At 69.1% G+C, this 24,350-nt stretch carries 31 protein-coding genes; 11 read left to right on the forward strand and 20 right to left on the reverse strand.

Features of this window, described 5'->3' with window-relative positions; all coding sequences use genetic code 11:
* Window positions 1–94: 94 nt before the first annotated feature.
* The 4 genes from QOL99_RS00630 (at window position 95) to QOL99_RS00645 (ending at window position 3,948) form a co-directional block, all read left to right on the forward strand.
* Window positions 95–985, forward strand: coding sequence for a branched-chain amino acid ABC transporter permease (locus tag QOL99_RS00630; RefSeq protein WP_285520680.1), 891 nt, complete (start codon window positions 95–97; stop codon window positions 983–985).
* A complete protein-coding gene (locus tag QOL99_RS00635; protein ID WP_285520681.1) occupies window positions 982–1,938 on the forward strand; it encodes a branched-chain amino acid ABC transporter permease in 957 nt (318 codons plus the stop codon). Before QOL99_RS00630 ends, QOL99_RS00635 begins: the two co-directional genes overlap by 4 nt.
* A gap of 68 nt (window positions 1,939–2,006) precedes the next feature.
* Complete coding sequence (locus QOL99_RS00640) at window positions 2,007–2,768, forward strand: SDR family NAD(P)-dependent oxidoreductase (protein ID WP_285520682.1); 762 nt, start codon at window positions 2,007–2,009, stop codon at window positions 2,766–2,768.
* A 34-nt stretch (window positions 2,769–2,802) separates the two neighbouring features.
* Window positions 2,803–3,948, forward strand: coding sequence for a thiolase family protein (locus QOL99_RS00645; RefSeq protein WP_285520683.1), 1,146 nt, complete (start codon window positions 2,803–2,805; stop codon window positions 3,946–3,948).
* Between the two features lie 8 nt (window positions 3,949–3,956).
* Here the strand turns inward: QOL99_RS00645 and nrdR are convergent, their stop codons facing one another.
* The 5 genes from nrdR to dnaB are packed head-to-tail and all read right to left on the reverse strand — an operon-like array spanning window position 3,957 to window position 7,464.
* The gene (gene nrdR / locus QOL99_RS00650; RefSeq protein WP_285520684.1) at window positions 3,957–4,409 is read right to left on the reverse strand and encodes a transcriptional regulator NrdR; all 453 of its coding nucleotides are present in this window, start codon (window positions 4,407–4,409) and stop codon (window positions 3,957–3,959) included.
* The gene (locus tag QOL99_RS00655; RefSeq protein WP_285520685.1) at window positions 4,406–5,131 is read right to left on the reverse strand and encodes an SDR family NAD(P)-dependent oxidoreductase; all 726 of its coding nucleotides are present in this window, start codon (window positions 5,129–5,131) and stop codon (window positions 4,406–4,408) included. The genes nrdR and QOL99_RS00655 overlap by 4 nt, the downstream gene beginning before the upstream one ends.
* 51 nt (window positions 5,132–5,182) lie before the next feature.
* Entirely contained in the window at window positions 5,183–5,404 is a 222-nt protein-coding gene (locus QOL99_RS00660; protein WP_285520686.1) for a hypothetical protein, read from the reverse strand.
* 33 nt (window positions 5,405–5,437) lie between these two features.
* Complete coding sequence (locus QOL99_RS00665; protein ID WP_285520687.1) at window positions 5,438–6,118, reverse strand: NUDIX hydrolase; 681 nt, start codon at window positions 6,116–6,118, stop codon at window positions 5,438–5,440.
* A complete protein-coding gene (gene dnaB, locus QOL99_RS00670; RefSeq protein WP_285520688.1) occupies window positions 6,118–7,464 on the reverse strand; it encodes a replicative DNA helicase in 1,347 nt (448 codons plus the stop codon). The genes QOL99_RS00665 and dnaB overlap by 1 nt, the downstream gene beginning before the upstream one ends.
* Window positions 7,465–7,805: 341 nt before the next feature.
* Here dnaB and QOL99_RS00675 point away from each other — a divergent pair, with 341 nt between their 5' ends.
* A complete protein-coding gene (locus tag QOL99_RS00675) occupies window positions 7,806–8,261 on the forward strand; it encodes a prepilin-type N-terminal cleavage/methylation domain-containing protein (RefSeq protein ID WP_285520689.1) in 456 nt (151 codons plus the stop codon).
* Between the two features lie 79 nt (window positions 8,262–8,340).
* Entirely contained in the window at window positions 8,341–8,469 is a 129-nt protein-coding gene (locus QOL99_RS00680; RefSeq protein WP_326522564.1) for a DUF1802 family protein, read from the forward strand.
* A gap of 137 nt (window positions 8,470–8,606) precedes the next feature.
* Here the strand turns inward: QOL99_RS00680 and QOL99_RS00685 are convergent, their stop codons facing one another.
* Together QOL99_RS00685 and QOL99_RS00690 are read right to left on the reverse strand one after the other, a co-directional pair.
* Window positions 8,607–8,933, reverse strand: a complete 327-nt coding sequence (locus tag QOL99_RS00685; RefSeq protein ID WP_285520690.1) for a CopG family antitoxin — start codon at window positions 8,931–8,933, stop codon at window positions 8,607–8,609.
* 17 nt (window positions 8,934–8,950) lie between these two features.
* Complete coding sequence (locus QOL99_RS00690) at window positions 8,951–9,214, reverse strand: BrnT family toxin (RefSeq protein WP_285520691.1); 264 nt, start codon at window positions 9,212–9,214, stop codon at window positions 8,951–8,953.
* An 87-nt stretch (window positions 9,215–9,301) separates the two neighbouring features.
* On the opposite strand from QOL99_RS00690, the gene QOL99_RS00695 reads away from it, so the two are divergent.
* Window positions 9,302–9,868 (forward strand): DUF1802 family protein, encoded by a 567-nt coding sequence (locus QOL99_RS00695; RefSeq protein ID WP_285520692.1) that lies wholly within the window; start codon window positions 9,302–9,304, stop codon window positions 9,866–9,868.
* A 53-nt stretch (window positions 9,869–9,921) separates the two neighbouring features.
* Here QOL99_RS00695 and QOL99_RS00700 read toward each other — a convergent pair whose 3' ends face one another.
* Window positions 9,922–10,395 carry a hypothetical protein gene (locus QOL99_RS00700; RefSeq protein WP_285520693.1) on the reverse strand — a complete coding sequence of 158 codons (474 nt, stop codon included), beginning with the start codon at window positions 10,393–10,395 and terminating at the stop codon, window positions 9,922–9,924.
* A gap of 177 nt (window positions 10,396–10,572) precedes the next feature.
* On the opposite strand from QOL99_RS00700, the gene QOL99_RS00705 reads away from it, so the two are divergent.
* The 4 genes from QOL99_RS00705 (at window position 10,573) to QOL99_RS00720 (ending at window position 13,188) form a co-directional block, all read left to right on the forward strand.
* Window positions 10,573–11,328, forward strand: coding sequence for a class I SAM-dependent DNA methyltransferase (locus QOL99_RS00705; RefSeq protein WP_285520694.1), 756 nt, complete (start codon window positions 10,573–10,575; stop codon window positions 11,326–11,328).
* A 130-nt stretch (window positions 11,329–11,458) separates the two neighbouring features.
* Window positions 11,459–12,424, forward strand: a complete 966-nt coding sequence (locus tag QOL99_RS00710; RefSeq protein WP_285520695.1) for an NAD(P)H-dependent glycerol-3-phosphate dehydrogenase — start codon at window positions 11,459–11,461, stop codon at window positions 12,422–12,424.
* 1 nt (window position 12,425) lies between these two features.
* The gene (locus QOL99_RS00715) at window positions 12,426–12,989 is read left to right on the forward strand and encodes an HD domain-containing protein (RefSeq protein WP_285520696.1); all 564 of its coding nucleotides are present in this window, start codon (window positions 12,426–12,428) and stop codon (window positions 12,987–12,989) included.
* 22 nt (window positions 12,990–13,011) lie between these two features.
* Window positions 13,012–13,188, forward strand: a complete 177-nt coding sequence (locus tag QOL99_RS00720; protein WP_285520697.1) for a hypothetical protein — start codon at window positions 13,012–13,014, stop codon at window positions 13,186–13,188.
* A 60-nt stretch (window positions 13,189–13,248) separates the two neighbouring features.
* Here the strand turns inward: QOL99_RS00720 and QOL99_RS00725 are convergent, their stop codons facing one another.
* From QOL99_RS00725 to QOL99_RS00780, 12 genes are all read right to left on the reverse strand, one after another.
* The gene (locus tag QOL99_RS00725; RefSeq protein ID WP_285520698.1) at window positions 13,249–13,923 is read right to left on the reverse strand and encodes a V-type ATP synthase subunit D; all 675 of its coding nucleotides are present in this window, start codon (window positions 13,921–13,923) and stop codon (window positions 13,249–13,251) included.
* Window positions 13,924–14,021: 98 nt separating this feature from the next.
* Window positions 14,022–15,431 (reverse strand): V-type ATP synthase subunit B, encoded by a 1,410-nt coding sequence (locus QOL99_RS00730; RefSeq protein WP_285520699.1) that lies wholly within the window; start codon window positions 15,429–15,431, stop codon window positions 14,022–14,024.
* A complete protein-coding gene (locus QOL99_RS00735) occupies window positions 15,428–17,188 on the reverse strand; it encodes a V-type ATP synthase subunit A (RefSeq protein ID WP_285520700.1) in 1,761 nt (586 codons plus the stop codon). The genes QOL99_RS00730 and QOL99_RS00735 overlap by 4 nt, the downstream gene beginning before the upstream one ends.
* A gap of 93 nt (window positions 17,189–17,281) precedes the next feature.
* On the reverse strand, window positions 17,282–17,626 hold the full coding sequence (locus QOL99_RS00740) for a V-type ATP synthase subunit F (protein WP_285520701.1): 345 nt from the start codon (window positions 17,624–17,626) through the stop codon (window positions 17,282–17,284).
* Window positions 17,623–18,606 (reverse strand): V0D/AC39 family V-type ATPase subunit, encoded by a 984-nt coding sequence (locus tag QOL99_RS00745; RefSeq protein ID WP_285520702.1) that lies wholly within the window; start codon window positions 18,604–18,606, stop codon window positions 17,623–17,625. Before QOL99_RS00745 ends, QOL99_RS00740 begins: the two co-directional genes overlap by 4 nt.
* 15 nt (window positions 18,607–18,621) lie before the next feature.
* Window positions 18,622–19,182 carry a V-type ATP synthase subunit E gene (locus tag QOL99_RS00750; RefSeq protein ID WP_285520703.1) on the reverse strand — a complete coding sequence of 187 codons (561 nt, stop codon included), beginning with the start codon at window positions 19,180–19,182 and terminating at the stop codon, window positions 18,622–18,624.
* Between the two features lies 1 nt (window position 19,183).
* Window positions 19,184–19,483, reverse strand: coding sequence for a V-type ATP synthase subunit K (locus QOL99_RS00755; RefSeq protein ID WP_285520704.1), 300 nt, complete (start codon window positions 19,481–19,483; stop codon window positions 19,184–19,186).
* A 16-nt stretch (window positions 19,484–19,499) separates the two neighbouring features.
* Window positions 19,500–21,581: a V-type ATP synthase subunit I gene (locus tag QOL99_RS00760; RefSeq protein ID WP_285520705.1), complete on the reverse strand. Its 2,082-nt coding sequence runs from the start codon at window positions 21,579–21,581 to the stop codon at window positions 19,500–19,502.
* Window positions 21,578–21,874, reverse strand: coding sequence for a V-type ATPase subunit subunit G family protein (locus QOL99_RS00765; RefSeq protein WP_285520706.1), 297 nt, complete (start codon window positions 21,872–21,874; stop codon window positions 21,578–21,580). Before QOL99_RS00765 ends, QOL99_RS00760 begins: the two co-directional genes overlap by 4 nt.
* 320 nt (window positions 21,875–22,194) lie before the next feature.
* Entirely contained in the window at window positions 22,195–23,511 is a 1,317-nt protein-coding gene (locus tag QOL99_RS00770; RefSeq protein ID WP_285520707.1) for an ammonium transporter, read from the reverse strand.
* Window positions 23,508–23,897: a P-II family nitrogen regulator gene (locus QOL99_RS00775; protein ID WP_285520708.1), complete on the reverse strand. Its 390-nt coding sequence runs from the start codon at window positions 23,895–23,897 to the stop codon at window positions 23,508–23,510. Before QOL99_RS00775 ends, QOL99_RS00770 begins: the two co-directional genes overlap by 4 nt.
* 265 nt (window positions 23,898–24,162) lie before the next feature.
* A partial coding sequence (locus QOL99_RS00780; RefSeq protein WP_285520709.1) for a DUF4126 domain-containing protein occupies window positions 24,163–24,350 on the reverse strand: 188 nt, incomplete at its 5' end.

The raw sequence follows: 24,350 nt of genomic DNA on the forward strand, positions 1-24,350 counted from the left end.
GGGAGAGGCCCCGGAGCCGGAGGCAAAGGGCGGCGCTCCATCAGCCCTTTGCCGGAGGTGGAGAGGCCGGGAATAGGGCGGCTGCGGAACAACTATGAACACACAACTTCTCCTGATTCAGGTGTTCAACGGGCTGGTGAACGGGGCCTTTTATGCCCTGCTGTCCCTCGGCCTCGCGGTGATCTTCGGAATGCTGCGGATCGTGAACTTCATGCACGGGGCGCTGTACATGCTGGGGGCCTTCACCGCCTTCGCGCTGGGGCAGGCGTTCGGGCTGGGCTTCTGGCCCTCGCTGATCCTGGCGCCGCTGATCGTGGCGGGCATCGGCATGGTGCTGGAACGGGGGCTGCTCTCGCGGCTGTACGGGCTGGAGCCGAGCTACAACCTGCTGCTGACCTTCGGGCTGACGCTGCTGACCCAGGACCTCGTGAAACAGGTCATGCTCTCGCAGTACGCCGTGTCGAGTGCCCCCTACACGCCGCCCCCGGTGCTGTCAGGCGTGGTCAACCTGGGCTTCGTGGTGTTTCCCAAATACCGCCTGTTCGTGATCGGCCTGAGCCTCCTGATCTGCCTGATCACGTGGTTCGTGATCGAGAAGACGCGGGTGGGCGCGATCATCCGGGCGAGCACCGAGAACCCCGGCGTGACGCGGGCCTTCGGGATTGACGTGGGCAAGTGGGTCACGGGCGTGTTCGGCGTGGGCGTGGGCCTCGCGGGGCTGGCGGGCGTGCTGGCCGCGCCGATCTACTCGGTCGAGCCGTACATGGGGGCCGAACTGATCATCACGACCTTCGCGGTGGTGGTGATCGGCGGGATGGGCAGCATCCTGGGCAGCGTGATCACCGGCTTCGCGGTCGGCGTGCTGGCCGCCATCGGGGCGGCGCTGTACCCCCCCATCGCGAACACGCTGGTCTTCATCCTGATGACGCTGGTGCTGCTGGTGCGTCCCAGCGGGCTGTTCGGGCTGCCGGAGGGAGCAAGATGACGGTCCTGCCACGAACCGCCGCCCGCGCAGGCCGCGAGCGGACGACCCGCGCTGTGTGGCTGATCGGGCTGGCCATCCTGCTGCTGGTGCTGCCCCGGCTGATCTACCCGGTGCTCGCGCTGGACATCCTGGCCTGGGGGCTGTTCGCGGTGGCCTTCGACCTGCTGTTCGGCTTTTCCGGGCTGCTGAGCTTCGGGCACGCGGCTTTCTGGGGCAGCAGCGCCTATGTCACGGCCTACCTGCTGGGGCAGGGGCAGAGCGTCCCGGTCGCCATGCTGGGGGGCACGCTCTCGGCGCTCGCGCTCGCCGTTCCCATCGCCTTTCTGAGTGTGCGCAGCGCGGGCATCTACTTCTCGATGATCACGCTGGCCTTCGCGCAGATGCTGTCCTTCCTGGCGCTGCAATGGACCGACGTGACGGGCGGCGAGAATGGGCTTCAGGGCTTCGAGCGGCCCGGCTTCCTGGGGATGGACTTCAGCGATTCCCTGACCCGGTATTACTTCTGCCTCGCGGTCTTCGCGGTGGGCTTCTACGTCGCGTACCGCACGGTCCGCAGCCCCTTCGGGCAGGCGCAGCAGGCCGTGCGCGACAACGAGCAGCGGGCCGAGAGCATCGGCTTCAACCCGGTGCGCTTCAAGTTCACGGCGTTCCTGATCAGCGCGGCCCTGGCGGGGCTGGCGGGCAGCATGTACGCCTTCGGGCACGGGGTGGTCAGCCTGGAGGTCGTGAACTGGCGCACCTCCGGCGAGGTCGTGATGATGACCCTGCTGGGCGGCACGACCACCCTCTTCGGCCCGGTGATCGGCGCGGGAATCGTGCTGCTGCTGCGCGACGTGCTGACGACCGCCAACCTGCCGGTGGGCATCGTGACCGGGCTGGTGTTCGTGGCGACCGTGCTGTTCTTCCGGCGGGGCGTGGTGGGCACCCTGCAGCACTGGATGCGCAGACGCTGAGGCACGCTCCTCTTCCCTTCGGCCCCCGCCCCACGCGGGGGCTTTCCCGTCCGGGCTACCCTGACCCCATGAACCTGCAAGGCAAGACGGTCCTGATCACGGGCGCGGCCTCCGGGCTGGGGGCGGGCACGGCGCGGATGGTGGCGGAAGCGGGCGGGCACCCGGTCCTCCTCGACCTGAACGCGGAGGCGGGCGAGGCCCTCGCCGGGGACCTCGGCGGCCTCTTTGTGCGGACGGACGTGACGCAGGAGGCGGACGTGCAGGCGGCCATCGCGGCGGCGCAGGGACGGTTCGGCGGGCTGCACGGGGCCGTGAACTGCGCGGGCATCGCCCCGGCGGCGACCACGGCGGGCAGGAAGGGACCGCACCCCCTCGACCTGTTCGAGCGGGTGATCCGGGTGAACCTGATCGGCACCTTCAACGTGGCGCGGCTGGCGGCGCAGGCGATGCTGGGCGGCGAGCCGGGGCCGGGCGGCGAGCGCGGCGTGATCGTGAACACGGCCTCGGTCGCCGCCTTCGAGGGCCAGATCGGGCAGGCGGCCTACGCCGCGAGCAAGGCGGGCGTCGCGGGCCTGACCCTGCCGATGGCGCGGGACCTCGCCCGCTCCGGCATCCGGGTGGTCACGGTGGCCCCCGGCCTCTTCGAGACGCCCATGCTGGCCGGACTCCCGCAGGAGGTGCAGGCCTCGCTGGGGGCGCAGGTGCCCTTCCCCTCCCGGCTGGGCCGCGCCGACGAGTACGCCGCGCTGGTGCGTCACATCTTCGAGAACCCCATGCTCAACGGCGAGACGATCCGGCTGGACGGCGCGATCCGGATGGGGCCGCGCTAGCCCCACGGTTCCTCGCTGGCCGACAATGGCACCCATGAGCGAAGCCGTGATTCTGGAGGCCGTCCGCACCCCCTACGCCCGGCGCGGAGGGGCCTACCGGGGCACCCGCCCCGACGCCCTGCTGGCCTTTGCCCTGCGGGGGCTGGTAGACCGCGCAGGCTTTGACCCCGCACGGCTGGAGGACGTGGTCACCGGGGCCGTCACCCAGACGGGCGAGCAGGGGGCCAACATCGGGCGGCTGGCCGTGCTGCTCGCGGGCTTTCCCGCCGAGGTGCCCGCCGTGAGCCTCAACCGCATGTGCGGCAGTGGGCAGCAGGCGGTGCATTTCGCGGCGCAGGGCGTGCAGGCGGGCGACCAAGCCTACGCGGTGGGCTGCGGGGTGGAATCCATGACCCGCACCCCGATGTTCAGCGATATCGGCGGGGGCTTCGAGACCCTCAACCCGGAGCTGCTGGGGCGGGTGGGCCTGATTCACCAGGGCAAGAGCGCCGAGCGCATCGCGGAGCGCTGGGACCTGACCCGCGCCGACCTCGACGCCTACTCCGCCGAGAGCCACCGCCGGGCCGCCGCCAGCCGCGCCCTGCACGCCGAGCTGCTGCCCACGCCGGGGCAGGACGCGGGCGGCGAGGCCCTCACCCTCACCCACGACGAGGGGGTGCGCGACGCCGTCTCCCCCGAGAAGATGGCGGCCCTGAAGCCCGCCTTCCGGCCAGACGGGGTGGTCACGGCGGCCAACGCCAGCCAGATCAGCGACGGGGCGGCGGTGGTGCTGGTGGGCGACCGGGACGCGGCCCTGGCCGACGGCCTGCGCCCACGTGCCCGCTTCCGGGCGCGGGTGGCGGTGGGCGACGACCCCGTCCTGCAACTGATGGGCGTGATCCCGGCGACCCGCAGGGCGCTGGACAGGAGCGGCCTGACCCTCGCGGACCTCGACTGGATCGAGATCAACGAGGCCTTCGCCTCGGTGGTGCTGGGCTGGGCGCGGGAACTCGGAGCCGATCTGGAGCGGGTCAACCCCTGGGGCGGGGCCATCGCGCATGGGCATCCGCTGGGCGCGAGTGGAGCGGGCCTCACCGCCAAGATGCTCGCCGGGCTGGAGGCGACCGGGGGCACCCTGGGCCTGCAGGTCATGTGCATCGGGCACGGGATGGCGACCGCGACGGTGATCGAGCGGGTCTGACGGCGGGGTTAGCCCTCCTCCCCCTCCTTCAGCCCGCGAATCTCCTCGATAAAGCGCTCCAGGCTGTCGAAGTCGCGGTACACGCTGGCAAAACGGATATAGGCCACGTCGTCGAGCGGGCGCAGGAAGGCCATCGCCCGCTTGCCGATTTCACCACTGGCGATCTCCGGCACGCCCACCTCGTCCTCGAAGCCGTAGGCGAAGGCCCGCAGCCGCTCGGGGTCCACCGGGCGCTTCTCGGTGGCGAGGGTCAGGCCGCGCAGCAGCTTGTCGGGGTTGAAGGCCTCGCGCAGACCGCCGCGCTTGACCACCATCAGGGGTTCAAGCTGTGCCCGCTCGTAGGTCGTGAAGCGCCGCGCACAGCGCAGGCACTCGCGGCGGCGGCGGATGGAGGCGCCATCGTCGCTGGGGCGCGAGTTGACCACCCGCGAGTCCGGGGCAGAGCAATAGGGGCATCTCACCGGAGCAGGGCCTCGGCCTCGGTCGGGCGCACCTTGGGCAACGGCGGCAGCGGCACCTCCAGCACCACCCCGCGCAGGTGCGCGAGCGAGGGAGCGGCCAGCGCGAGCACCGCGTCCCCCAGCGGGCGGTCGAGCGTCTCGTCGCCCCCACTCACCCGTGAGGGCAACACGAGGTTCACCCGCAGGTCCTCCAGATAGGCGTGCTCCACCAGGCCGCGAATCGCCCCGCGCTGGGGGTAGACGTGCAGGCCCTGCTCGTCGAGGTGCGGCCCCACGATGGTCAGCCACGTCCCGCCGAGGCGGCGGCGCACGATCTGGGCGATGGCGACGCTGCTCTTGACGTTGCAGCCAAACAGGTCCATCCACTCGCCCTCGCTCAGCAGGGTGAAGTCGGTATGCGCCCGTTTGTCGGCCAGATGCACGATGCCGTGCAGCGCCCCGAAAATCTCGAGGATGCGGTTTTGCGCACTCAGCCAGTCGAGCGGCACCCCCACATCGGCCTTGAGGGGAATCGCGGTGCCGCCCGCCAGTTCCAGCCCACTCGCGGCGGCGGCCAGCGACTCGGAGTTCCCGCCGATCAGGATCACGCTGGCCCCGGCCCGCGCCAGCCGCGCACTGATGGCCCGGCCATAGCCCTGGTCCGCCCCCGTCACCGCCACGACCTGCCCGGAGAGAATGGGGAGGTCGGGGGGAAGGGAGGACAGCGCAGGGGGGGGACTCATGGGTGCAGGATAACGCCCCCGCCACGGGGGGACGGGGGCACGGGAGAGAATTCAGCTCGCCTCGGGCAGCGGGCGCAGCGCCCCCGGCGGCGGATCGCCCGCCCGGTGGCCCCGGGCGCAGGGCCCGCACCAGTACGCCTGATCGCCGTCGCGCAGGTCGTAGAGGTCCAGCCCCGCCCCGCACGACGGACAGACATGGGCGTACCCGCGCCCGCTGGCCGGGTGCTGCGCCTCGCCTTCCGTGCGCCCGTAGTCACGTAAAGACCGTTTCATATTCTGATGATAACAGAACAGGCCGGGGGCGGGTTAGAGGTCGGCCTCGTCCGCCGGATCGTCGGAGAGGTCGGGCCCCACCGCGCCCACACCCACCCGCCGCCGCTTGCGCAGCATGGCGGGTTCCTTGTCGAGGTTGAAGACGAAGTGCCGGGGCCGCCGCTCGCGCAGCCACGTTTCCAGCGAGACCAGCCGGGGCCGGAAGCGGATGAACTCGCGCAGTTGCCGGATGGGGACGAAGCGGGCCTCCTGCACGTCGCGGTCGGGGTCGCGCGGGGCGAGGCTGCCGCCCACCTCCCGTCCGGTGTAGAAGAACTGCAGGTGGTGGCCCCACGTCTGCGCCTGGAACTCCACGATAAAGGCGAGGTCGCGCAGTTCGACGACCAGCCCGGTCTCCTCGTAGGTTTCGCGGCGGGCGCCCTCCTGCACGAGTTCTCCTGTCTCCAGCCCGCCCTTGGGCAGCGACCAGCGGCCGCGCTCGCGCACCAGCAGGATTTCCTCGCCGCGCAGCACGATGCAGCCCACCCCGATGCGGGGGGCGGCCAGCGCCCGCTTCTGCCCGCGCTTCTGGGGCGCGGCGGGCACCGGGACCGCCGTGGCCGCCGACACCTGACCGGGACCCGACGGAGCCGGGGGCCGGGGCGTGCGCCGCCGCCGACGCCGCCGCTGGTTGCCCCCCTGGTTCGCCGCCGCGCCCTTCGCGTCCTCCGGCATCAGATGCCCTCCGGCGCGAGGTCGTTGAAGCGCACATGGGAGGAGTGGAATTGCAGCCGCACCGTGCCCACCGGACCGTTGCGCTGCTTGCCGATAATGATCTCCGCGATGCCCTGCTGATCTGTCTCTTTGTTGTAATATTCGTCGCGGTAAATAAACATCACGATGTCGGCGTCCTGTTCAATGGCACCGGATTCCCGAAGATCAGAGAGCATCGGTCTATGATTCGGCCGCTGTTCCACCGCGCGGCTGAGCTGACTGAGAACGATGATGGGCACTTCCAGTTCACGCGCCAATCCCTTGAGGCCGCGTGAAATCGTGCTGATCTCCTGTTGCCGGTTGTCGCTGCCGCCATTGCTCTTGCCGCCCGACATCAGTTGCAGGTAGTCGATCACCACCAACCCCAGTTGCCCATGCTGCGCGGCGATGCGCCGCAGCTTGCTGCGCAGGGCGTTCAGCGTGAGGTCTGGCTCGTCGTCGATCACCATCGGCGCCTCGGCCAGCCGCCCCGCCGCGTGCGCGAGCCGCTCGAAGTCGCGCTCGTTGAGCTGCCCCGAACGGATGCGGTTCATGTCCACCCGCGCCTCGCTGCACAGCATCCGCAGGGCGAGCTGCACCGACGGCATTTCCAGGCTGAAGACGGCGACGGTCTTCTCGCCGCGCAGGGCGACATTCTGCGCGATGGACAACGCGAACGCGGTTTTTCCCATGCTCGGGCGAGCCGCCAGCACGTTCAGGCTCCCCTTCTGCAAGCCGGAAATCTGCTCGTCGAGGTCCCGGAAGCCGCTGCTCACGCCGTCGGGAATGCCCTTGTTGGCGTGCAGCAGGGTGATGTACTCGAAGGTGTCGTGGACGACCTCGCCCATCGCCTGGTACTGCTCGCCCTTCTTCTTCTGCTCGGCCACCTCGAAGATCATCTTCTCGGCGCGGTCGAGCAGGTCTTCCAGCGGCATCTGGCCCTCGTAGGCGAGCTGCATCGCCTTGCCCGACGCGCTGATCAGCTGCCGCAGCGTGTGCTTTTCCTGCACGATGCGGGCGTAGTGCTCGGCGTAGGCGGCGGTGGGCACCTGATCGGCCAGCCCGACGAGGTAGGTCACGCCGCCCACCTCGTCGAGCAGGCCCCTGACCCGCAGGTCCTCGCTGAGCGTCACGAGATCGACGGGTTCGCCCCGGTCCTGTAGCGTCCGCATCGCCGTGAAAATCTTGCGGTGGCCTTCGCGGTAGAACATCTCGGGGCTCACCGTGTCGCCCAGGGCAGAGAGGGTGTCGTTGTCCAGCAGAATGCTGCCCAGCACGCTGATTTCAGCGTCGTTGCTGTGCGGGGGCACGCGGGGAGTCACTTCCATGCAGGGCCTTTCGGGGCACGCGGCGGGGCCAGCCAGCGCCGCCTGACCGCTGGGGCCGGGGCGCGGGGCACGTGCCGGGTGGGAATTGGGGTGGGGCCTCGGTGGGCCATTCGCCTGCCCACGCCGGAGCGCAGGTCAGACCGAACTGCCGGGCATCATACCACCCCCGGCCGCCCCCCCCGATACCCCCGCCGGGGCCTGAAAACGTAAGACCTCTGTTAGAAGTCCCTGACTAACCTCAGTGCAGCAAGGACGGGAGACACCCGCACCTGCACAGCACTTTCCGGCCCGAGGGACCTTCTCCCGATTCCTTATCCCGACGGCCCACCGAGGAGACCACCATGAAGAACGGAACCCAGGGCTTTACCCTTATCGAGCTGCTGATCGTGATCGCCATCATCGGCATTCTGGCGGCAGTGCTGATCCCCAACCTGCTGAACGCACGTACCAAGGCCAATGAGACGGCAGCCCAAAGCTTTATCCGCAACACTATTACTGCAGTCGAAACTAATCGTGACAGTGTGAGTGGGAAGCTGTCAGATGGAGGTTACGGCACTGGCGTGGACGCAGCGAGTCCCAAGGGCACACCGGCGGCGCTGGCTGCCGCTGCAACTCAGCCCTGTCAGACTGCTCAGGGTAAGACGGAAGATGAGCTACCTGCTGGCGTCACAAGCTGCACTCTGACTGTTGGCACCCAGGACAACTTCGTGGTTAACCTGGCGATGGACAGCGGCACCCTTTACGCGTACGACGGCAATAAGGTAGCTAAGGTCACCGCAGCAGTCAGCGCTCCCTAAACACCTCAGTTCTGCTTGTACTTAATGCCGCCCTCCGGGGCGGTTTTTTCATTCCCTGCCCCCGCGCTACCCTCTCCCCATGACCCCCACCCGCCACACCGCCCTCAAGGAATGGGACACCCAGTGTCAGGCCCTCGTCGCCGGGCAATCGGCCCTGCTGATCCGTAAGGGCGGCATCATGGAGACGCACGACGGCCTGCACCCATAGGCCAACCGATCAATCAGATCACCTTCATGCGTTTCTCTTCCTCGTAGACCCGCTCCAGCACGAACTCCTTGNGCTGATCCGTAAGGGCGGCATCATGGAGACGCACGACGGCCTGCACCCATAGGCCAACCGATCAATCAGATCACCTTCATGCGTTTCTCTTCCTCGTAGACCCGCTCCAGCACGAACTCCTTGAGCAGGGTCTGGTAGGGAACACCCTTCAGCTCGGCGAGGTGCCGCAGCCGCCGCTCCAGATCGGTCCCCAGACGCAGGCTGGTCGGGCGGGATTTACGGGGACGGGTGGGGAGGGCAGCCAGCAGCGCCTGGGTTTCTGGACTCTGCTGGGCAGTCTCAAACATGGCGTCACCCAGCTCATGGGTGTCCCAGAACGCTGCCTCCTCTGCCTCACTGGCAAAGTCAGGAATCTCGTCGGAATGGTGGACGGTTTGCATGTGCTCGGACATGATGGGGCCTCCCAAGATCAGCGGTAGCGACGTTTCTCGTTGACCGTGGCGTCACGGGCAGTGACGACGCGGAGACGTCCTGCGCGAACGGTGAACACCACGAAGAGCAGGCGGCCAAACTCGGTCTGTCCCAGAACAGCGGCACGCGGCTCCTGGCTATCCCGGCGGTGGGCCTGACCTTTCACGACATGTGGGTCGCCCAAGGCTTCCTCGGCCTCTTCCGGCTCAATCCCGTGACGGGCGATATGCTCTGTATTCGCCTCGTCCCAGTCGAAGTCCACAGCGCTAGTGTACTGCCAAAGTAGCTACACATCAGGTGCCCTGTGCGGGAAGGCAGAGCGTGCGCTCCCCCGCGCTACCCTCTCCCCATGACCCCCACCCCCCATACTGCCCTCAAGGAATGGGACACCCAGTGTCAGGCCCTCGTCGCCGGGCAATCGGCCCTCCTGATCCGCAAGGGCGGCATCATGGAGACGCACGACGGCTTCGAGGTCGAACACCGCCGCTTCCTCCTCTATCCCACCTTCCTGCACCAGAACCCGGCGGAACTGCGGCCCGAGTTCACCGGACGGCTGCGCGACGACCCCCGCCCCGGCCAGATCGTGTTGCCCGCGCTGGCGGAGGTCGTGGCGATCCACCGGGTCGAGTCACTGGAGGCCGCGCTCGCGCTGGAGCCGTATCAGGCGCTGACGGCGGGGGCCATCGAACGCCGCTTTCACTACCGGAACCGGCCCTGGGTCCACGCCCTGCTGCTGCGGGTGCGTCCGCTGCGGGAGCCGCTGGTGCTGGACGAGACACCCGAGATGCTGGGCTGCGTGAGCTGGGTGCCAATGGGCGATTTGGAAGTTGAGGCCGGAGCGCCCGCCCTGCCCGGGGCAGAGCTGGAGCGGCTGGGGACAGAGATAGAGGCGCGGTTGAAGGCACACACGTCGTAACCAAATGGGAGAGGGAGGCCCGCAAGCCTCCCCCTTCTCCCCCAAGGTGCCGCTTACTGTCCGGCGGGCACCGCTTCGAGGTCGTAGTTGTTCAGAACAGTCGTCTGGATGTCGCGGTTGGCGGTGTTGTAGATGTTCCAGCCCAGCTTGGTCCCGGCGAAGAACTGGTTGTCGCGCTGCGAGTAGACCAGGAACTTGCCGTTGTCGCGGCTGAGGACGGGCTCGCCCGCCGTGTAGCGGCCATCGTTGTTGGCGTCGCGGAAGACGATCACCCGGTAGGTGCCGTAGGGCACGTCGCGGGGCAGCGTCAGGGTAAAGCCCCCGGTCAGGAACTTGTCGATGACCTGCACCTGGGTGCTGTCGTTGGTGTACTGGCCGTTGTTGTAACCCACGATGGCCAGACCGAGGTTCTGGTTGGCGCCGAAGCCCTTGAGCTGGCCCGACACGGCGGCGCTGCGGGTGCCGAAGATGCTGCACGAGGAAAGGGCCAGGGTACCGAGGACGGCGACAGCAAGCGTCTTGTTCATGGGAAAACCTCCTGAGGAATGAACTGCGGAAACGCCTTCACCGTACCCGGCACCGCTCTGGGGGGCTACGGGGCAAGCCTTCCCCGCCGACTCACCGGGTACTCATCCTCACGGCAAAACTGCGCGGGTACCTGACTGGGCCTTGAGGGCAGGGTCGGCACTGCTAGAGTGACCCTCATGCAGCACCGGCCTTTTACCGCGCTCGCCGCCGTCTACGACGCAATTATGGCCGACGTGGAGTACGACCACTGGGCAGATTTTGTCCTGACCTATGCCCGCGACGGTGGCCTGGAGGGGGGCGCGGCCCTCGACCTCGCCTGCGGAACCGGGGGCTTCACGCGCGAGCTGCATGGGGCCGGATGGACCGTGACCGGGCTGGACGGCAGCGCCGACATGCTGGAGGTGGCCCGTGGGCGTCTGCCCGGCGCGGTCCGGCTCACGGTGGGCGACCTGCGAACCTTCGACCTGGGGCGGACCTTCGACCTGGTGAGCTGCGTCTTTGACAGCCTGAACAACCTGCTGACGCCGGAGGACCTGGGCGCGGCGCTGGGGCGGGCGCGGGCGCACCTGCGGCCCGGCGGCCTGCTCGCCTGCGACCTGAATACCCGGCTCGGCGTGCGCGAGTTGTGGGAAGGCGGGGCGGTGGAGGGGCTGGCGACCACCCCCGACGGCCGCGAGGTCCACTACCACTGGTCGCACCACCACGACCCGGAAACGGACCTCGGGATCGTGCAGGCCTTCTGCCGGGTGGAGGACGGGGGGGGCGGCTGGGACGAGTTCACCGAGACGCACCGCGAACGGGGCTACGACCCCGCCGACCTGGAGCCGCTGGTGCGGGCGGCGGGGTTCACCCGCTGGGAGATCGTCGAGTATCCGGACTTCGCCCGGCCGACCCCCGAGACGCCGCGCGTGTGGGTGTTCGCATGGGCCTGATACGGGTTCCGATTGAACAGTTACAAAAACTGTTCCATCCGAGCAGAGCGAGCAGGAAAGAGCGGTTGCCGGGAAAGGAGTTATCAGATCGGCGCTCTCCCGGTTTGATAACGGATTGGACGGCAACCGTATGAGCGTTCCGGTGCTGGGGGCAGGCGGCTGGGGCACGGCCCTCGCGGTGGCGGTGGCCCGCGCCGGGGGGCAGGCGACCCTGTGGGCGCGGCGTCCCGACTTCGCCGCCCGGCTCGCGGAGGTCCGCGAGAACCGCGAGTACCTGCCCGGTGTGACCCTGCCGGACGCGGTGGCCGTCACCTCTGATCTGGGGGCGGCCGTCCGGGGGGCCGAGTTCGCGCTGGTGGTCGTCCCCAGCGTGGGGGTGCCCGAGCTTCTGGCCGAGTTGCCGCGTGATCTCGGCGTGGTGCTGTGTGCCAAGGGGCTCGGCCCGGACGGTGGGCGGCTGACCGACCTCACGCGGGGACTGGGCTTCGGGCGGGTGGCGGTCCTCAGCGGCCCCAACCACGCGGAGGAGGTGGGCCGGGGACTTCCCGCCGCGACGGTGGTGGCGAGCACCGACGCGGCGCTGGCCCGCGCGGTGCAGGCGGCCCTGGTCTCCCCCACCCTGCGCGTCTACACCAGCCGCGACGAGGTCGGGGTGGAACTCGGCGGCGTGCTGAAGAACGTGATCGCGCTCGCCGCTGGCATGGGCGACGGCCTGCGACTGGGCGACAACGCCAAGGCCGCCCTGATCACCCGTGGCCTGCGCGAGATGAGCCGCTACCTCGTCTCGCAGGGCGCCCACGAGGACACCGCCTACGGCCTGAGCGGGCTGGGCGATCTGGTCGCCACCGCCACCAGTCGCCATAGCCGCAACCGCGCGGCGGGCGAGGCCATCGCGCGGGGCGAGACCCCGGCGCAGGGGGGCAAGGTCGTGGAGGGGTTGCGCACGGCGGGCCTGCTGGAAGCCTGGGCCACCGCCCACGGCCACGACCTCCCCATCGTGCGGGCAGTCGCGCGGGTCACGTCAGGCGAGTGGTCCCCCGCCGAGGGCATCGCCAGCCTGATGGAGCGGGACGCCAAACCCGAACTCGAGGGCTGAGGTGACCCTGCTCTCGCAGGCCGAAGCCTTCGCCCGGCCCTTCTACGCTGCGCCGGAACGGGCCTACCACACGGCTGAGCATGTCGGGGCGGTGCTGGACGCGCTCGCCTCGCGGGAGGTACTGACCCCCACCCTCGCCCTCGCGGTGTGGGGCCATGACCTGATCCACGACCCCAGCGCCGGGGACAACGAGGCGCGGAGTGCAGCCGTGTTCGGGGACTGGCTGGCGGCGGAGGGAGCGGACGCGGGCCTCGTTGGGGAGGTCCGGTCCCTCATCCTCGCCACCCGGCATACCGACCCACCCTCCACGCGGGCGGAGGCGCTGCTGGTGGATGCCGACCTGAGCATTCTCGGCACCGACCCGGCCACCTTCGCCGCCTACGATGCGGCCATCCGGCAGGAGTACGACTTTGTTCCCGAGGCCGTCTACCGGACCGGGCGGGCGCGGGTGCTGCGCGGCTTTCTGGAGCGCGACCGCCTTTACACCACGCCGGAGTTCGCCGGGCTGGAGGATCAGGCGCGGGCCAACCTGCAAGCTGCCCTGGGACAGCTGACCCTGCCCTGAAGTCTCTCCCTACACTGAGGCCATGCGCGAAAATTGGACGAGCTGGCTGGTGACCTCCACGGTGCAACTCGTCTTGCCGGTCTGGCTGCTGTCCAAAGACTTATGGGGACTGATGCTCGCCGCAGCTGTCGTCGGTGTAGTGGCCGTTGGCCTGCTGGCCAAGCTGGCGCTGGAGAGGCTGTCCAAAGGCCGTCGGTAACACCCATCACAAAAAAACCGCCCCTCGTAAGGGCGGTCTCTGCTGATCCTTTTGCCGAGTTCAGTCGGCGGCGCTGCCGTGCTGGCCGCCCTGGGGGGCCTTGTCGGCGTCTTCCTTCTCGCGTTCGAGCTTGGCCTTGATCTTCTTCAGGCGGAAGCTCTCCTCACGCTCGCGCTGGTCGAGCACGCCGCGAATGAAGCGGATGTCGTCCTGAATGCCGGGAATCACGACCTGCTCCAGCGCGTTCACGCGGCGGGAGGTCTTCTTGATCTCCTCGCCGATGCGCCGCAGCTTGGTCTCGGTCGCCGCGACCTTCACGATGGCCTCGAGCACGCCGCCGAAGTCGGTCGCCGCCTGGATGGTCCGGGCGCCGACATTGATCGGGCTGAAGTTGGCCTGCTGGGTGCGCTCGGGGATGTTGATGCGCGGCACCTTCACCCCGTAGATGCTCTCGATCTGCATGTCGATGGCGTAGTCGCCGGTCCCGGCGAGGCTGAGGCTCTCGACCGCTTCCGGGCTGTCCCACGCCTTCGCGCCGAACAGGCTGGTGTAGGCCCCCTTGCTGACGCTGCCGAGTTGCTCGCGGGCGGCGAGCGCGTCGCGCACCAGCGCGAAGAATTCGCCGATCAGGGCGTCACGCTTGCGCTTGAGCAGGTCCGCGCCGCCGCTGGCCGTCTTGAGACTGGCCTTGCTGGCGAGCAGCGCCGAGCGGGTGGGGCTGATCTGTCCTGCCATGATTCCACCTCCTTCGTCGGTGGGGCCTGTGGTCCGTGGCCCGTCGCGTGTAGAGAAGAAAAAGCCCCTCTACACGCTGCAGGCCACAGGCGACAAGCTTAAATCCGGTTGCCGCGCCACATCTCGTCGACCTTGGTCCCGTAGAACTTGTCGATCGAGTCGCGCGAGAGGCGGGTGAGCTGGCTCTGCGGCAGCTTGGAGAGGATGCCCCACGCGACGGTCAGGCTGTCGTCGATGGAGCGGTCCTGCCCGCCCTGGCCGATGAAGTAGGTCTCGAAATCGTCGGCGAAGCGCAGGTACAGCTTGTCGGTCTCGGTCAGCGCGTCCTCACCCGTGATCGCCACGAGCTTGCGCAGGTCAAGGCCGTTGGCGTAGGCGGCGAACAGCTGGTCGGAGACATTCTTGTGGTCCGCCCGCGTCTTGCCCTTGCCGATGCCGTTGCCCTGCAGGCGCGACAGGGAGGGGAGCGGGTTGATGGGCGGGAAGATGCCCTTGGCGTTCAGGCCACGGTCCACCACGATCTGCCCTTCCGTGATGTAGCCGGTCAGGTCGGGGATGGGGTGCGTGATGTCGTCGTCGGGCATCGACAGGATCGGAATCTGGGTCACCGAGCCGGGCTTGCCCTGCACCACGCCCGCCCGCTCGTAAAGGCCCGCGAGGTCGGTGTACATGTAGCCGGGGAAGCCGCGCCGACCGGGGATCTCCTCGCGTGCGCCGCCGATCTCGCGCAGCGCCTCACAGTAATTCGTGAGGTCGGTCAGGATGACGAGGACGTGGTAGCCGTGCTCGAAGGCGAGGTACTCGGCGGTCGTCAGCGCCATGCGCGGCGTCAGCAACCGCTCCACGGCGGGGTCGTCCGCGCGGTTGAGGAACAGCACCGAGCGGGCCAGCGCGCCCGTGCGCTCGAACTCCTGGGTGAAGAACGAGACCTCACGCTGGGTCAGGCCCATCGCGGCGAAGACCACCGCGAAGTCGCCCTCGTGCCCCGGCACCTTCGCCTGACGGGCGATCTGCGCGGCGAGTTCGTTGTGCGGCAGACCCGAGCCGGAGAAGATGGGAAGCTTCTGTCCACGAATCAGCGACGTGTTCACGTCGATGGTGCTGATCCCGGTCTGGATAAACTCCTCGGGCTTCTCGCGGGCGGCCGGGTTCATGGGCTGGCCGTTGATCGAGAGGCGCTGCTCGGCGACCACGGCGGGCAACCCGTCGATGGGACGGCCCAGGCCGTCGAAGCGGCGCCCGATCATCTCCTTGGACACGCCCAGGCGGGCCACGTCCTCCACCAGGCTGACAGAAGCGGTCGCGAGGTCGAGGCCGCGCGTCTCCTCGAACACCTGAATGACGGCGTTCTGCTCGGACACCGAGATGACCTGCCCGCCACGGGTGCGGCCCGAACCGTCCTTGATGTCCACGATGGCGCCGTACGCCAGGTCCGAGGCCGCGTTCACGAACAGCAGCGGCCCGGAGATGTACGAGACGTCGTTGTATTCCTTTTTCAGGAGGGTCACGCGGTCACTCCCTTGGCAGCGTTCTTGAAGGTCACGTCGAGTTCGTCCATCACGCCCTCGCCGTAGGCCATGAATTCACCCTCGGCGACGTAGCGGGCACGCGACAGCTTCTCGATGACGGGGTTCTGGATGATGTCGTCGATGGTGGCCCCGTTGCGCAGCGCCGCTTCGGCCTCGTCGTAGAACTTCAGCATCATCTTCATCAGGCCGTAGTTCTTGGGCATGGAAGCCGAGGCGTCCACCGGGTCGAAACCGTTTTGCTGCAGAAAGTCCTGCCGCAGCATCCGGCCCGCCTCGATCACCAGACGCTCCTGGTCCTGAAGCGCGTCGGGGCCGACAAGCTGCACGACTTCCTGCAGGCTGGCCTCCTGCTGGAGGATGTTGCTGATGCGCTGGCGCAGTTCTGGGAAGTCCTGCCCCACGTTCTCGCGGTACCACGAGTCGAGAATCGGCGTGAACAGGCTGTAACTGCCGTTCCAGTTGATCGCCGGGAAGTGACGGCGGCGGGCCAGGCCCGCGTCCAGACGCCAGAACGCGCCGGTAATCCGCAGGGTCGCCTGCGTGACCGGCTCGGACATGTCGCCGCCTGCCGGAGACACCGCGCCGATCACGGAAACCGCGCCGTTCTCCCCGGCCAGGGTCGTCACCGCGCCCGCACGCTCGTAGAACGCGGCGAGCTTGGCGCCCAGGTAGGGCGGGTAGCCTTCCTCGGCGGGCATTTCCTCCAGACGGGAGGAGATCTCGCGCAGCGCCTCGGCCCAGCGGGAGGTCGAATCGGCCATCAGCGAGACCGAGTAGCCCTGGTCGCGGAAGTACTCCGCCAGGGTGATCCCGGTGTATACCGACGCCTCACGCGCCGCCACCGGCATGTTCGAGGTGTTGGCGATCAGGATGGTGCGGTGCATCAAAGGCCCGCCGGTCTTGGGGTCTTCCAGTTCCGGGAACTCGACGAGCACGTCGGTCATCTCGTTGCCGCGCTCGCCGCAGCCCACGTACACCACGATGTCGGCGTTGCCGTACTTGGCGACCGACTGCTGGGTCACCGTCTTGCCCGAGCCGAAGGGCCCCGGGATCGCCGCCGCGCCGCCCATCACCAGCGGGAACAGCACGTCGAGAATCCGCATCCCCGTGAGGAACGGGAGGCTGGGGTCCAGCTTGCGGGCCACCGGGCGCGAGGCACGGACGGGCCAGTAGTGGGCCATCCGCAACTTGGTGCCGTCTTCGAGCTCCGCGATGGTGTCGTCGATGGTGTACTCGCCCGCGTCCGCGACCCAGCGCAGACGGCCCTGCACCTCGGGCGGCACGAGAATCTTGTGGGTAAAGGAGAACTCCGGCACGGTGCCCAGGATCGAGCTGCCCGTCACGGTGTCGCCCGCCTGCACGCCCGGCGTGAAGGCCCAGCGCTTCGTGCGGTCGAGGGAAGAGACCTCGATGCCGCGGGCGATAAAGTCGCCGGAGGCTTCCCGGATCTTGTCGAGGGGGCGCTGAATGCCGTCGTAAATGCCGTTGAGCATCCCCGGCCCCAGCTCGACCGACAGGGGCAGTCCGGTCGTCTCGACCGGCTCGCCGACCGTCAGGCCGGACGTGTCCTCGTACACCTGCACGAAGGCGGTGTCCCCGTCGAGGCGGATAATCTCGCCGACGAGGCGCTCCTGGCCCACGCGCACGATGTCGTACATCTTGGCGCCGTACATGCCCCCGGCGATCACGGCCGGTCCGGCGATGTTCTGCACGACGCCCTGCTTGGTCTGCGTCATTCTTTCTCCTTGGGAGAGGGTGAAGAGGGGGGACTCAGGCGTCAGAACTCAGGAAAGAACGGCCCTGACGCCCGAAACCTGATCCCCATCACCTTAAAGCTTGATATCGAACCCGATGGTGTCCCGCACCAGCTTGCCCATGTACGCCTTGGCGTCCACCGTATCGGTGGCAAAGGCGTCGCGCAGGCTGGGGATGGGCAGCAAGATGGGCAGGTCACGCCCACGCATCACGCGGGCCGTGGCCGTGGCCGGATCGGGAATCAGGCCGGTGTCCACGGCGATGAGGCCGTAACGTCCCTCCACGATCAGGCCCTCGAGGGCCGCGACCGCCGCGGCGGGGGTGGTCTCGACGACCTCGGCCCCGGCGAGGCGGTAGCCCGTCGCGGTTTCGGCGTCGGTCAGGACCGCCACCCGCTGGGTCGTGCTGGCCCCGGTCATGCCTGAACCTCCCGGCGAATCTGTTCGGTGGGCAGGTTGTAGAACTTGCCGCGCCCGATCAGCCTGAGTTTGGCGATCTCGATCTCCTTGCGCCGCAGGAAGTCGAGGATGATGCCCGGTCCCTGGCTGTCCGACACCGCCACGTTGCGGGCAGTGCGGTCGAGCAGGGTGCGGGCCGCGACCTCGGCGTCTTCCAGGGAGGAGGATTCCAGGATGGACGCGATGTCCGCGCTGCCCCCGGCGTCTCCCCCCGCGAGCCGCGCGAAGCCGCCCGCGTCGAGGCTGCCGCCCGGCACGAAGAGGTTGGGATCGAGCGCCCCTCCCTGTGCCCGCGCGGTGCGGGCGATCAGGGCATTGGTCACGTTGATCTCGCGGCTCAGGTAACGGCGCAGGCTGAGTTCGCGGGCCACCTTGAGGGTGTGGCGGTAGTAGCCCTGGTCGAGGGCCACCTCGAGGTCGAGCAGGCGCCCACTCCCCGCGTAGGCCGTCGCCGCCGTCCGGAAGGCCCGCGCCAGCGGGTGCCCGGTGACGGCGATGGCTGCCGCCGCGCTGGCGAGGTCGTTGCTGCCCGCTGCCGTCTGGAGGGCCGTCGGGCGCAGGGTGCCGCCGGGAATCAGGCCTTCCACGATGGCCTCGCTGCCGCGGCCGCCGACCAGCCCACGGGCGATGGTCTTGAGGTTGGCAAGGTCCCACTTCATCAGCAGGACCTCGACCTCGCTGCGGGCCTGCCCATCCGCGAAGCCCAGCACCCGCTGGGTGGTCCGGAAGAGGTTCTCCGACAGCGCCCGGTCGAGTTCGGGCAGGCCCGCGCCCTCGGCGGTCGCCTCGCGCAGGTCAGGAGCGAACTCGGTCTCCGAGAGCACCCGCAGGAACTCCTGATAGCTGCCCGCCGCGAGCGCCGAGTCGAGGGCACGCCCGTCCAGCAGCTTGGTCCGCATCACGCGGACGCGCGTGTTGATGTAAGCGTAGTCGTCGGGCATAGAAAGGAGGGGTCCTTATTCCCCGGCGAGCAGGCGGCTGACCTGCGGCGCCAGTTCCGCGCGGACCCGCTCCAGGCGGCCCGGCAGCGTGTTGGTGATCCCGCCCTTGCCGCCACGGGCCACCACCCGCACCCCGCCCTGAAGGCCCGGATTGGCCCGGACCGGCAGGTCGGTGACGAGGCCCTGCGCCAGCGCCACGTCCTGCGGGCTGACCTCGATGGCCTCGGCGTCGGGGATGGCCTCACGGGCCTGCGTCAGCAGCCGGGCCAGGATCTCGCGGTACTCGGGCAGCCCGCTGATGTCGCGCAGTTGCGTTTCCACCAGGGCGTACACCTGCGAGAGGCCCTGCTCGCCAGCGGTCAGCCGCGCGGCATTGAGTTCGAGATCGGCCGCCGAGCGGGCGCGGACCAGCCCCGCCTGACGCTGGGTCTCCAGCAACCGGGTGCGGCTCTCGACGAGCGCCTGGGCCCGCTCCTGGGCCTGCGCCAGGATCTGCCCGGCACGGTCACGGGCCTCGGCGCGGATGCGCTCGATCTCGCCCTGCGCCTCATGTTCGAGAAGCTTGTCGAGGGCCATATCAGATCAGGAACAGCGCGAGGAAGCCGAAGATCACCAGGGTTTCGGGCAGCAGGAAGTACAGCAGCAGCGAACCGGCCTTGCTGGGGTCCTCGGCCACGGCGCCCACCAGGCTCGAGCCGATGCGGGCCTGCGCGATGCCGGTGCCCACCGCACCCAGACCCAGCGCCAGACCCTTGCCGACCGCGATCAGCCCTTCTTGGCTGGAGTTGCTGGCGGCCTCGGCGGCCTCCTGGGCCAGACCCGTGCTGGCGAGGGCGAAGACGAGGGACGCGAGGACGATCTTGTTGTACTTGGTCATGGGCAACTCTCCTGGGTTATTTGGCCTGTCCGCTCACCGCAGAGGGGGCGGAGCTGAGGCGGCGAAGGGGGTTATAGGCCGGGCTGGTCTCGGTGTTGAACCCCGTCGGGTTGAGGAACTCGACCATGTGCAGACGCAGCGGCTGAAGGATATGGCCGATCAAGGTCAGCGCCAGCACCACGAGGTGCAGCGCCGCGCCCACCAGCACGCCGAGGATGATTCCCAACGGGCCGATGTTCTCGTAGAGGCTCCAGCCCAGGTCGGTGCTGAGCTTGGCGAGAATCGCCGACACCAGCCCGACCGCGAAGATACGGGCGTAGCTCACGACCGAGCCGCCCTGGCTCAGCAGTTCGATGGGCAGCAGGGGGTAGTGCTTGATGACGCGCAGGTAGCCGATCAGGAACATGGCGAAGCCCAGGTACATCAGCAGCACGAGGGGGTTGGCGAAGTTGGTGAGCTGCGAGAAGTCCTGCGCGGCCCGCGAGGCAAAGGCCAGCAGCACCAGCGCCCCCACCCCGCCGAACAGGGCGATGCCCTCCCAGGTGTGCACGGGGTCGCGGTGCTTGAGGCCCTGCGCGATGCGGATGCCCCAGCCCCAGAGCACTTGCAAGATGCCGAAGAGCAGCGCGAACACCAGCGCCACGTTGGCGAAGTACTCGGTCTCCAGGCGGGGAAACACGATGGGAATGAACCCCTCGTAGTACCCGTTCTGGGCGCGGTAGGGATCGACCGGAAAGGTCAGGCCCGTCCAGCCCCACAGGCGGTCGAGCAGCGGGGGGTTGATGTAGAAGAAGTGCATGTGCTCGAGCAGGGTGCCGAAGAACTCGCCCGTGAGAAAGCCCCACAGGATCGTCCAGGCGGCCATCACGTTGGTGACGAACCCCAGGTCGCGCAGGGTGGCGGGCGGCACGTAGGCCCCCATGAAACTGAGGTCCCAGCCCTCGTTGCGCCGGGCCTTGCCCAGCAGCCACATCCCAAAGGCCAGGAACATCAGCCCGTAAGCGATGTCCGCGATGATGATCCCGAAAAACAGCGGGAAAAACAGCGCCACCACCCAGGTGGGGTCAAAGGAGCCGTAGCGCGGCAGGCTCATCAGCCCCATCACGAGCTGGAAGGGCCGCACGTAGCCGTTGTTCTTGAGCTGCACGGGCACCGCGTGGTCGTGGTGCTCGTCGACGGGGTGAAGCTCGTAGGCCACCGCGTCCCCGAAGCCCCCGAGGGCCGCCGTGAGGGCAGGCACCCGGTCGACCGGGACGTAGCCCTGCATCGCGAGGCTGTACTTGCCCCGCGCCGAGACAGCCCGCACGTCGTGAATGGCGACCCGGTCTTTGAGGGCGTCGCGCACGGCGTACAGCGTGGGGCCGTGGGTGCGGGCCAGCGCCTCGCGCTCCTCGTTCATCAGGCGCTGACGCCCCTGCCCCTGCTCCCGCAGCTGGTCAAAGGCGAGGGCCGCTTCCGACAGGCTCATGCCGTCGAAGCGCCCCGGCAGCCGCAGTTCGCCCAGCCGCACGCGCGACAGGGCCGCCCGTGCCGCGTCCCGGTCCCCGCGCAGCACGGCGACCAGCCCGACCCGGTTGGGTCCGGCGGCGTCGGTAGCCAGCGCGTAGCGGTCCTTCAGCGTGCCCTGCAGGGCCGCTTCCAGTTCCGCGAGGCTGTCGCTGGGCTGAAGCAGGAACGGCACCACCGTCAGGCGGCGGCTGCGGTCCACCCCCCCGGAGAGCCGGGCGAGGGTCCGCACCGCGTCCCCGTAGCTGGCCTCGGCATCAAGGTCGGCCTGGAGTTCCTGCCTGGAGCGGGCCAGCGCGGAGACGGGCCCGGCAGCTTCCTCGACCACGCGCTCCCAGTCCTCCTGCGGGGGCAGGGGAGCGGGGGCGGGGCGGTAGGCGCCGAGTTCGGCGATGGTGCTGTCGGCGCGGGCGAGCAACCGCTCGTCGTCGCGGCGGGACTGCGCGTCCTGCCCAGCGAGCGACCCCGTGGAAAGCGGCCCCCCGGTGATGGGCTTGAGGTGCAGCACCCCGGCGTCTTGCAGCGCCGTGATGACCGCCTCGCTCCCGCGCTGGCGGGTGGCGATCACGACCTGCTGCATGGGGTTGATCACGGCAGCACCGCCCTCAGGATCAGCTCGGCGGCCTGCTGCACGCGGGCCTGCGCCCGCTCGTGAATGGCCTGCGTTTCGGTTCCGGCACGGGCACGGGCTTCGATGCGGATCTGCTCGGCTTCCTGGCCCAGCTCCTGGTCGTGCTGCGCCTGCATCTGCGCCGCGCGGGCCTGCGCGTCCGCCAGAATGCGGGCCGCCTGGGCCTCGGCCGCTTCGACCTCGCGCCGCGCTTCCTCGCGGGCCGCTTCGATCTGCGCGTCCAGGGCTGCCTCGCGGCTGGCCAGTTCACTCAAGACTCGACTTGAGACGTCCAACTCCCTCCTCCTTTCCCTTCGTGGCCCAGCCCACCCGTGAGAAAGCCCCGTCCGTCAGGGCGGGTTCCAGGGGGGTGCTCTGGGATGCGGTTGGTGGCCCGACTGTAGGTTAATCTGCTGTCAGACTCGCGGCCCATCCTAACACAGGCTTCATTCTGCCTCCGGAGGGCAAGCGTCCCGCCGTGGACGGGGCCGCCCGTCGCCGCAGCTGCGGCCTGTTCCCTGCCGTCTGGAACAGGCCGCGGGGCCCGGGGCCCCCCTCTTCTGCCTGGCTGCCTCCCCGGCTCGGTTAGGCTCGGTCAGTCGCCCCCCACGAACACCGGGGTCCCCAGACCGCCCTCCTGGCTGTTGTAGCCCTGCTCGCTGTGGGCGCTGAGGTCCATTCCGCCGACCTCCTGGCGGGGTGAGACCCGCAGCGGGGTCAGCACGCCGACCAGCCGCAGCAGCGCGAAGGTGCCCAGACCGGTAAAGGCCACGCTGGCGACCACGCCGACGAGCTGAATCAGCAGTTGCTGGCCGGGCGCCTCGCCGCTGGCGGTGGTCCAGGCGAGCGCCCCGGTGAGCAGCGCCCCCACGATTCCGGCGACCCCGTGGCAGGCGAACACGTCCAGGGCGTCGTCGGCGGCCAGGCGGCGCTTGGCCTGCACGGTCCAGAAGCTGGCGGTCGCGCCCAGCACGCCGATCAAGAGGGCAGCCCAGGGGGTCACGAAGGCGCAGGCGGGGGTGATCGCCACCAGGCCGACGACCAGGCCAGTCGCGGCCCCCACGGCGGTGGGCTTGCCGGTGCGCGTGACCTCCCAGCCCAGCCAGGTCAGCAGCGCGGCGGCAGGCGCGACCAGCGTGGTGATCAGGGCCAGTGCGGCCGCCTCGTTGGCCGCCAGGGCGCTGCCCGCGTTGAAGCCCATCCAGCCGAACCACAGCAGCCCCGCGCCCAGCAGCACGAAGGGAACGTTGTGCGGCACGTGCGCGGCACGCGGGTAGCCCAGCCGCGGCCCCAGGACCCAGGCCGCCACCAGTGCGCTGACCCCCGCCGCGATATGGATGACCGTGCCGCCCGCGAAGTCCAGCGCCCCCAGCTGGAACAGCCAGCCGTCGGCGCTCCAGACCCAGTGGGCCAGCGGCGCGTAGATCAGGAGGCTCCACAGCCCCCCGAAGAGCAGGAAGGCCCCGAAGCGCATCCGCTCGACCACCGCCCCGCTGATCAGGGCCAGCGCGATGATCGCGAACATCGCCTGAAAGGCCGCGAAGACGTAGGAGGGAACGGTGCCGGTCAGCTCGCCGGTCAGGCCCTCCAGCCCCAGGTGGCCCAGGCCGCCGATCAGGGCGCCTCCCCCCTCCCCGAACGCCAGGGTGTAGCCCGCCAGGGTCCACAGCACGGCGACCAGGCCGATGGACGTGACGCTCATCATCATGGTGTTCAGCACGCTGGCCGAACGGGTCAGGCCCCCGTAAAAAAAGGCCAGGCCCGGCGTCATCAGCAGCACCAGCGCCGCCGAGACCAGCATCCAGGCGGTGTCGCCGGAGTCGAGGGCCGGGGTGGAGGACTGCGCCAGGGCGGCGCCGCCCAGCAGCAAGACCGCGGGCGCTGCCGCACGGAGCAGGGGAAGCAGGGTCATCCGGCACTCCTGGACGCCTGGGGCGTGAGCTGGCGCTCGGTGACCGGGGTGAGGGCCGCCGCGTCCTCCTCGCCGGTGCGGATGCGGACCACCCGTTCCAGCGGCTGCACGAAGATCTTGCCGTCGCCGACCTCGCCGGTGCGGGCGCCCTGGCAGATGGCGCGGATGGCCGCCTCGACAAAAGGTTCGCTGACCGCCATCCGGAACTCAACCTTGTCGCGGAACTCGATCATCACCCGCGTTCCGCGGTAGTGCTCGACGATCTCCTGCTCGCCGCCATGCCCGGACACCCGCGAGAGCGTCAGCCCGCTGATTCCCGCCTGAAACAGCGCCTCCTTGACCTGCCCCACCCGCTCGGGACGCACGACCGCCGTGATCAGTTTCATGCTGTCTCCTTCCGGGCGAACAAAGTGCGAGAAAGTCCACCCACCTGCCGCCAGAGTAGGACCGAGGGTGCAAAGTGTCAACGAGATTCTGGACAGATGTCCATACTTGCCGGGACATTTTGCACAAGACGGCAGGCGCAGGAGCGTTTGAATCACTGAGACGAGCAAGGTGTCGTCAAAAGTTCACACGACCCGCAAGCGAGCCCCCAGAAAGCCAGATGGGAAGAGGCCACTCACCCCTTCCCATCAACCGACGGAAGTGCCGCTAGGCCGCTCGCTGTCCCCGCACCCGTTTCCAGAGCCGCGCGGCGAAGACCAGCACCCCGAGCAGACCTAGCACCGCGAGCACCGGCGCGAAGATCGCCAGCACGCTCAGGCCCAGGCTGGCCCCGTCCTCGGCGGCGCTGAGGGCCGGGTTGGCGAGGCCGCCGGTCGTGGCGGTGGCGACCGGGC

The organism is Deinococcus rhizophilus (genome assembly GCF_030271215.1).
Classification (GTDB): Bacteria; Deinococcota; Deinococci; order Deinococcales; family Deinococcaceae; genus Deinococcus; species Deinococcus rhizophilus.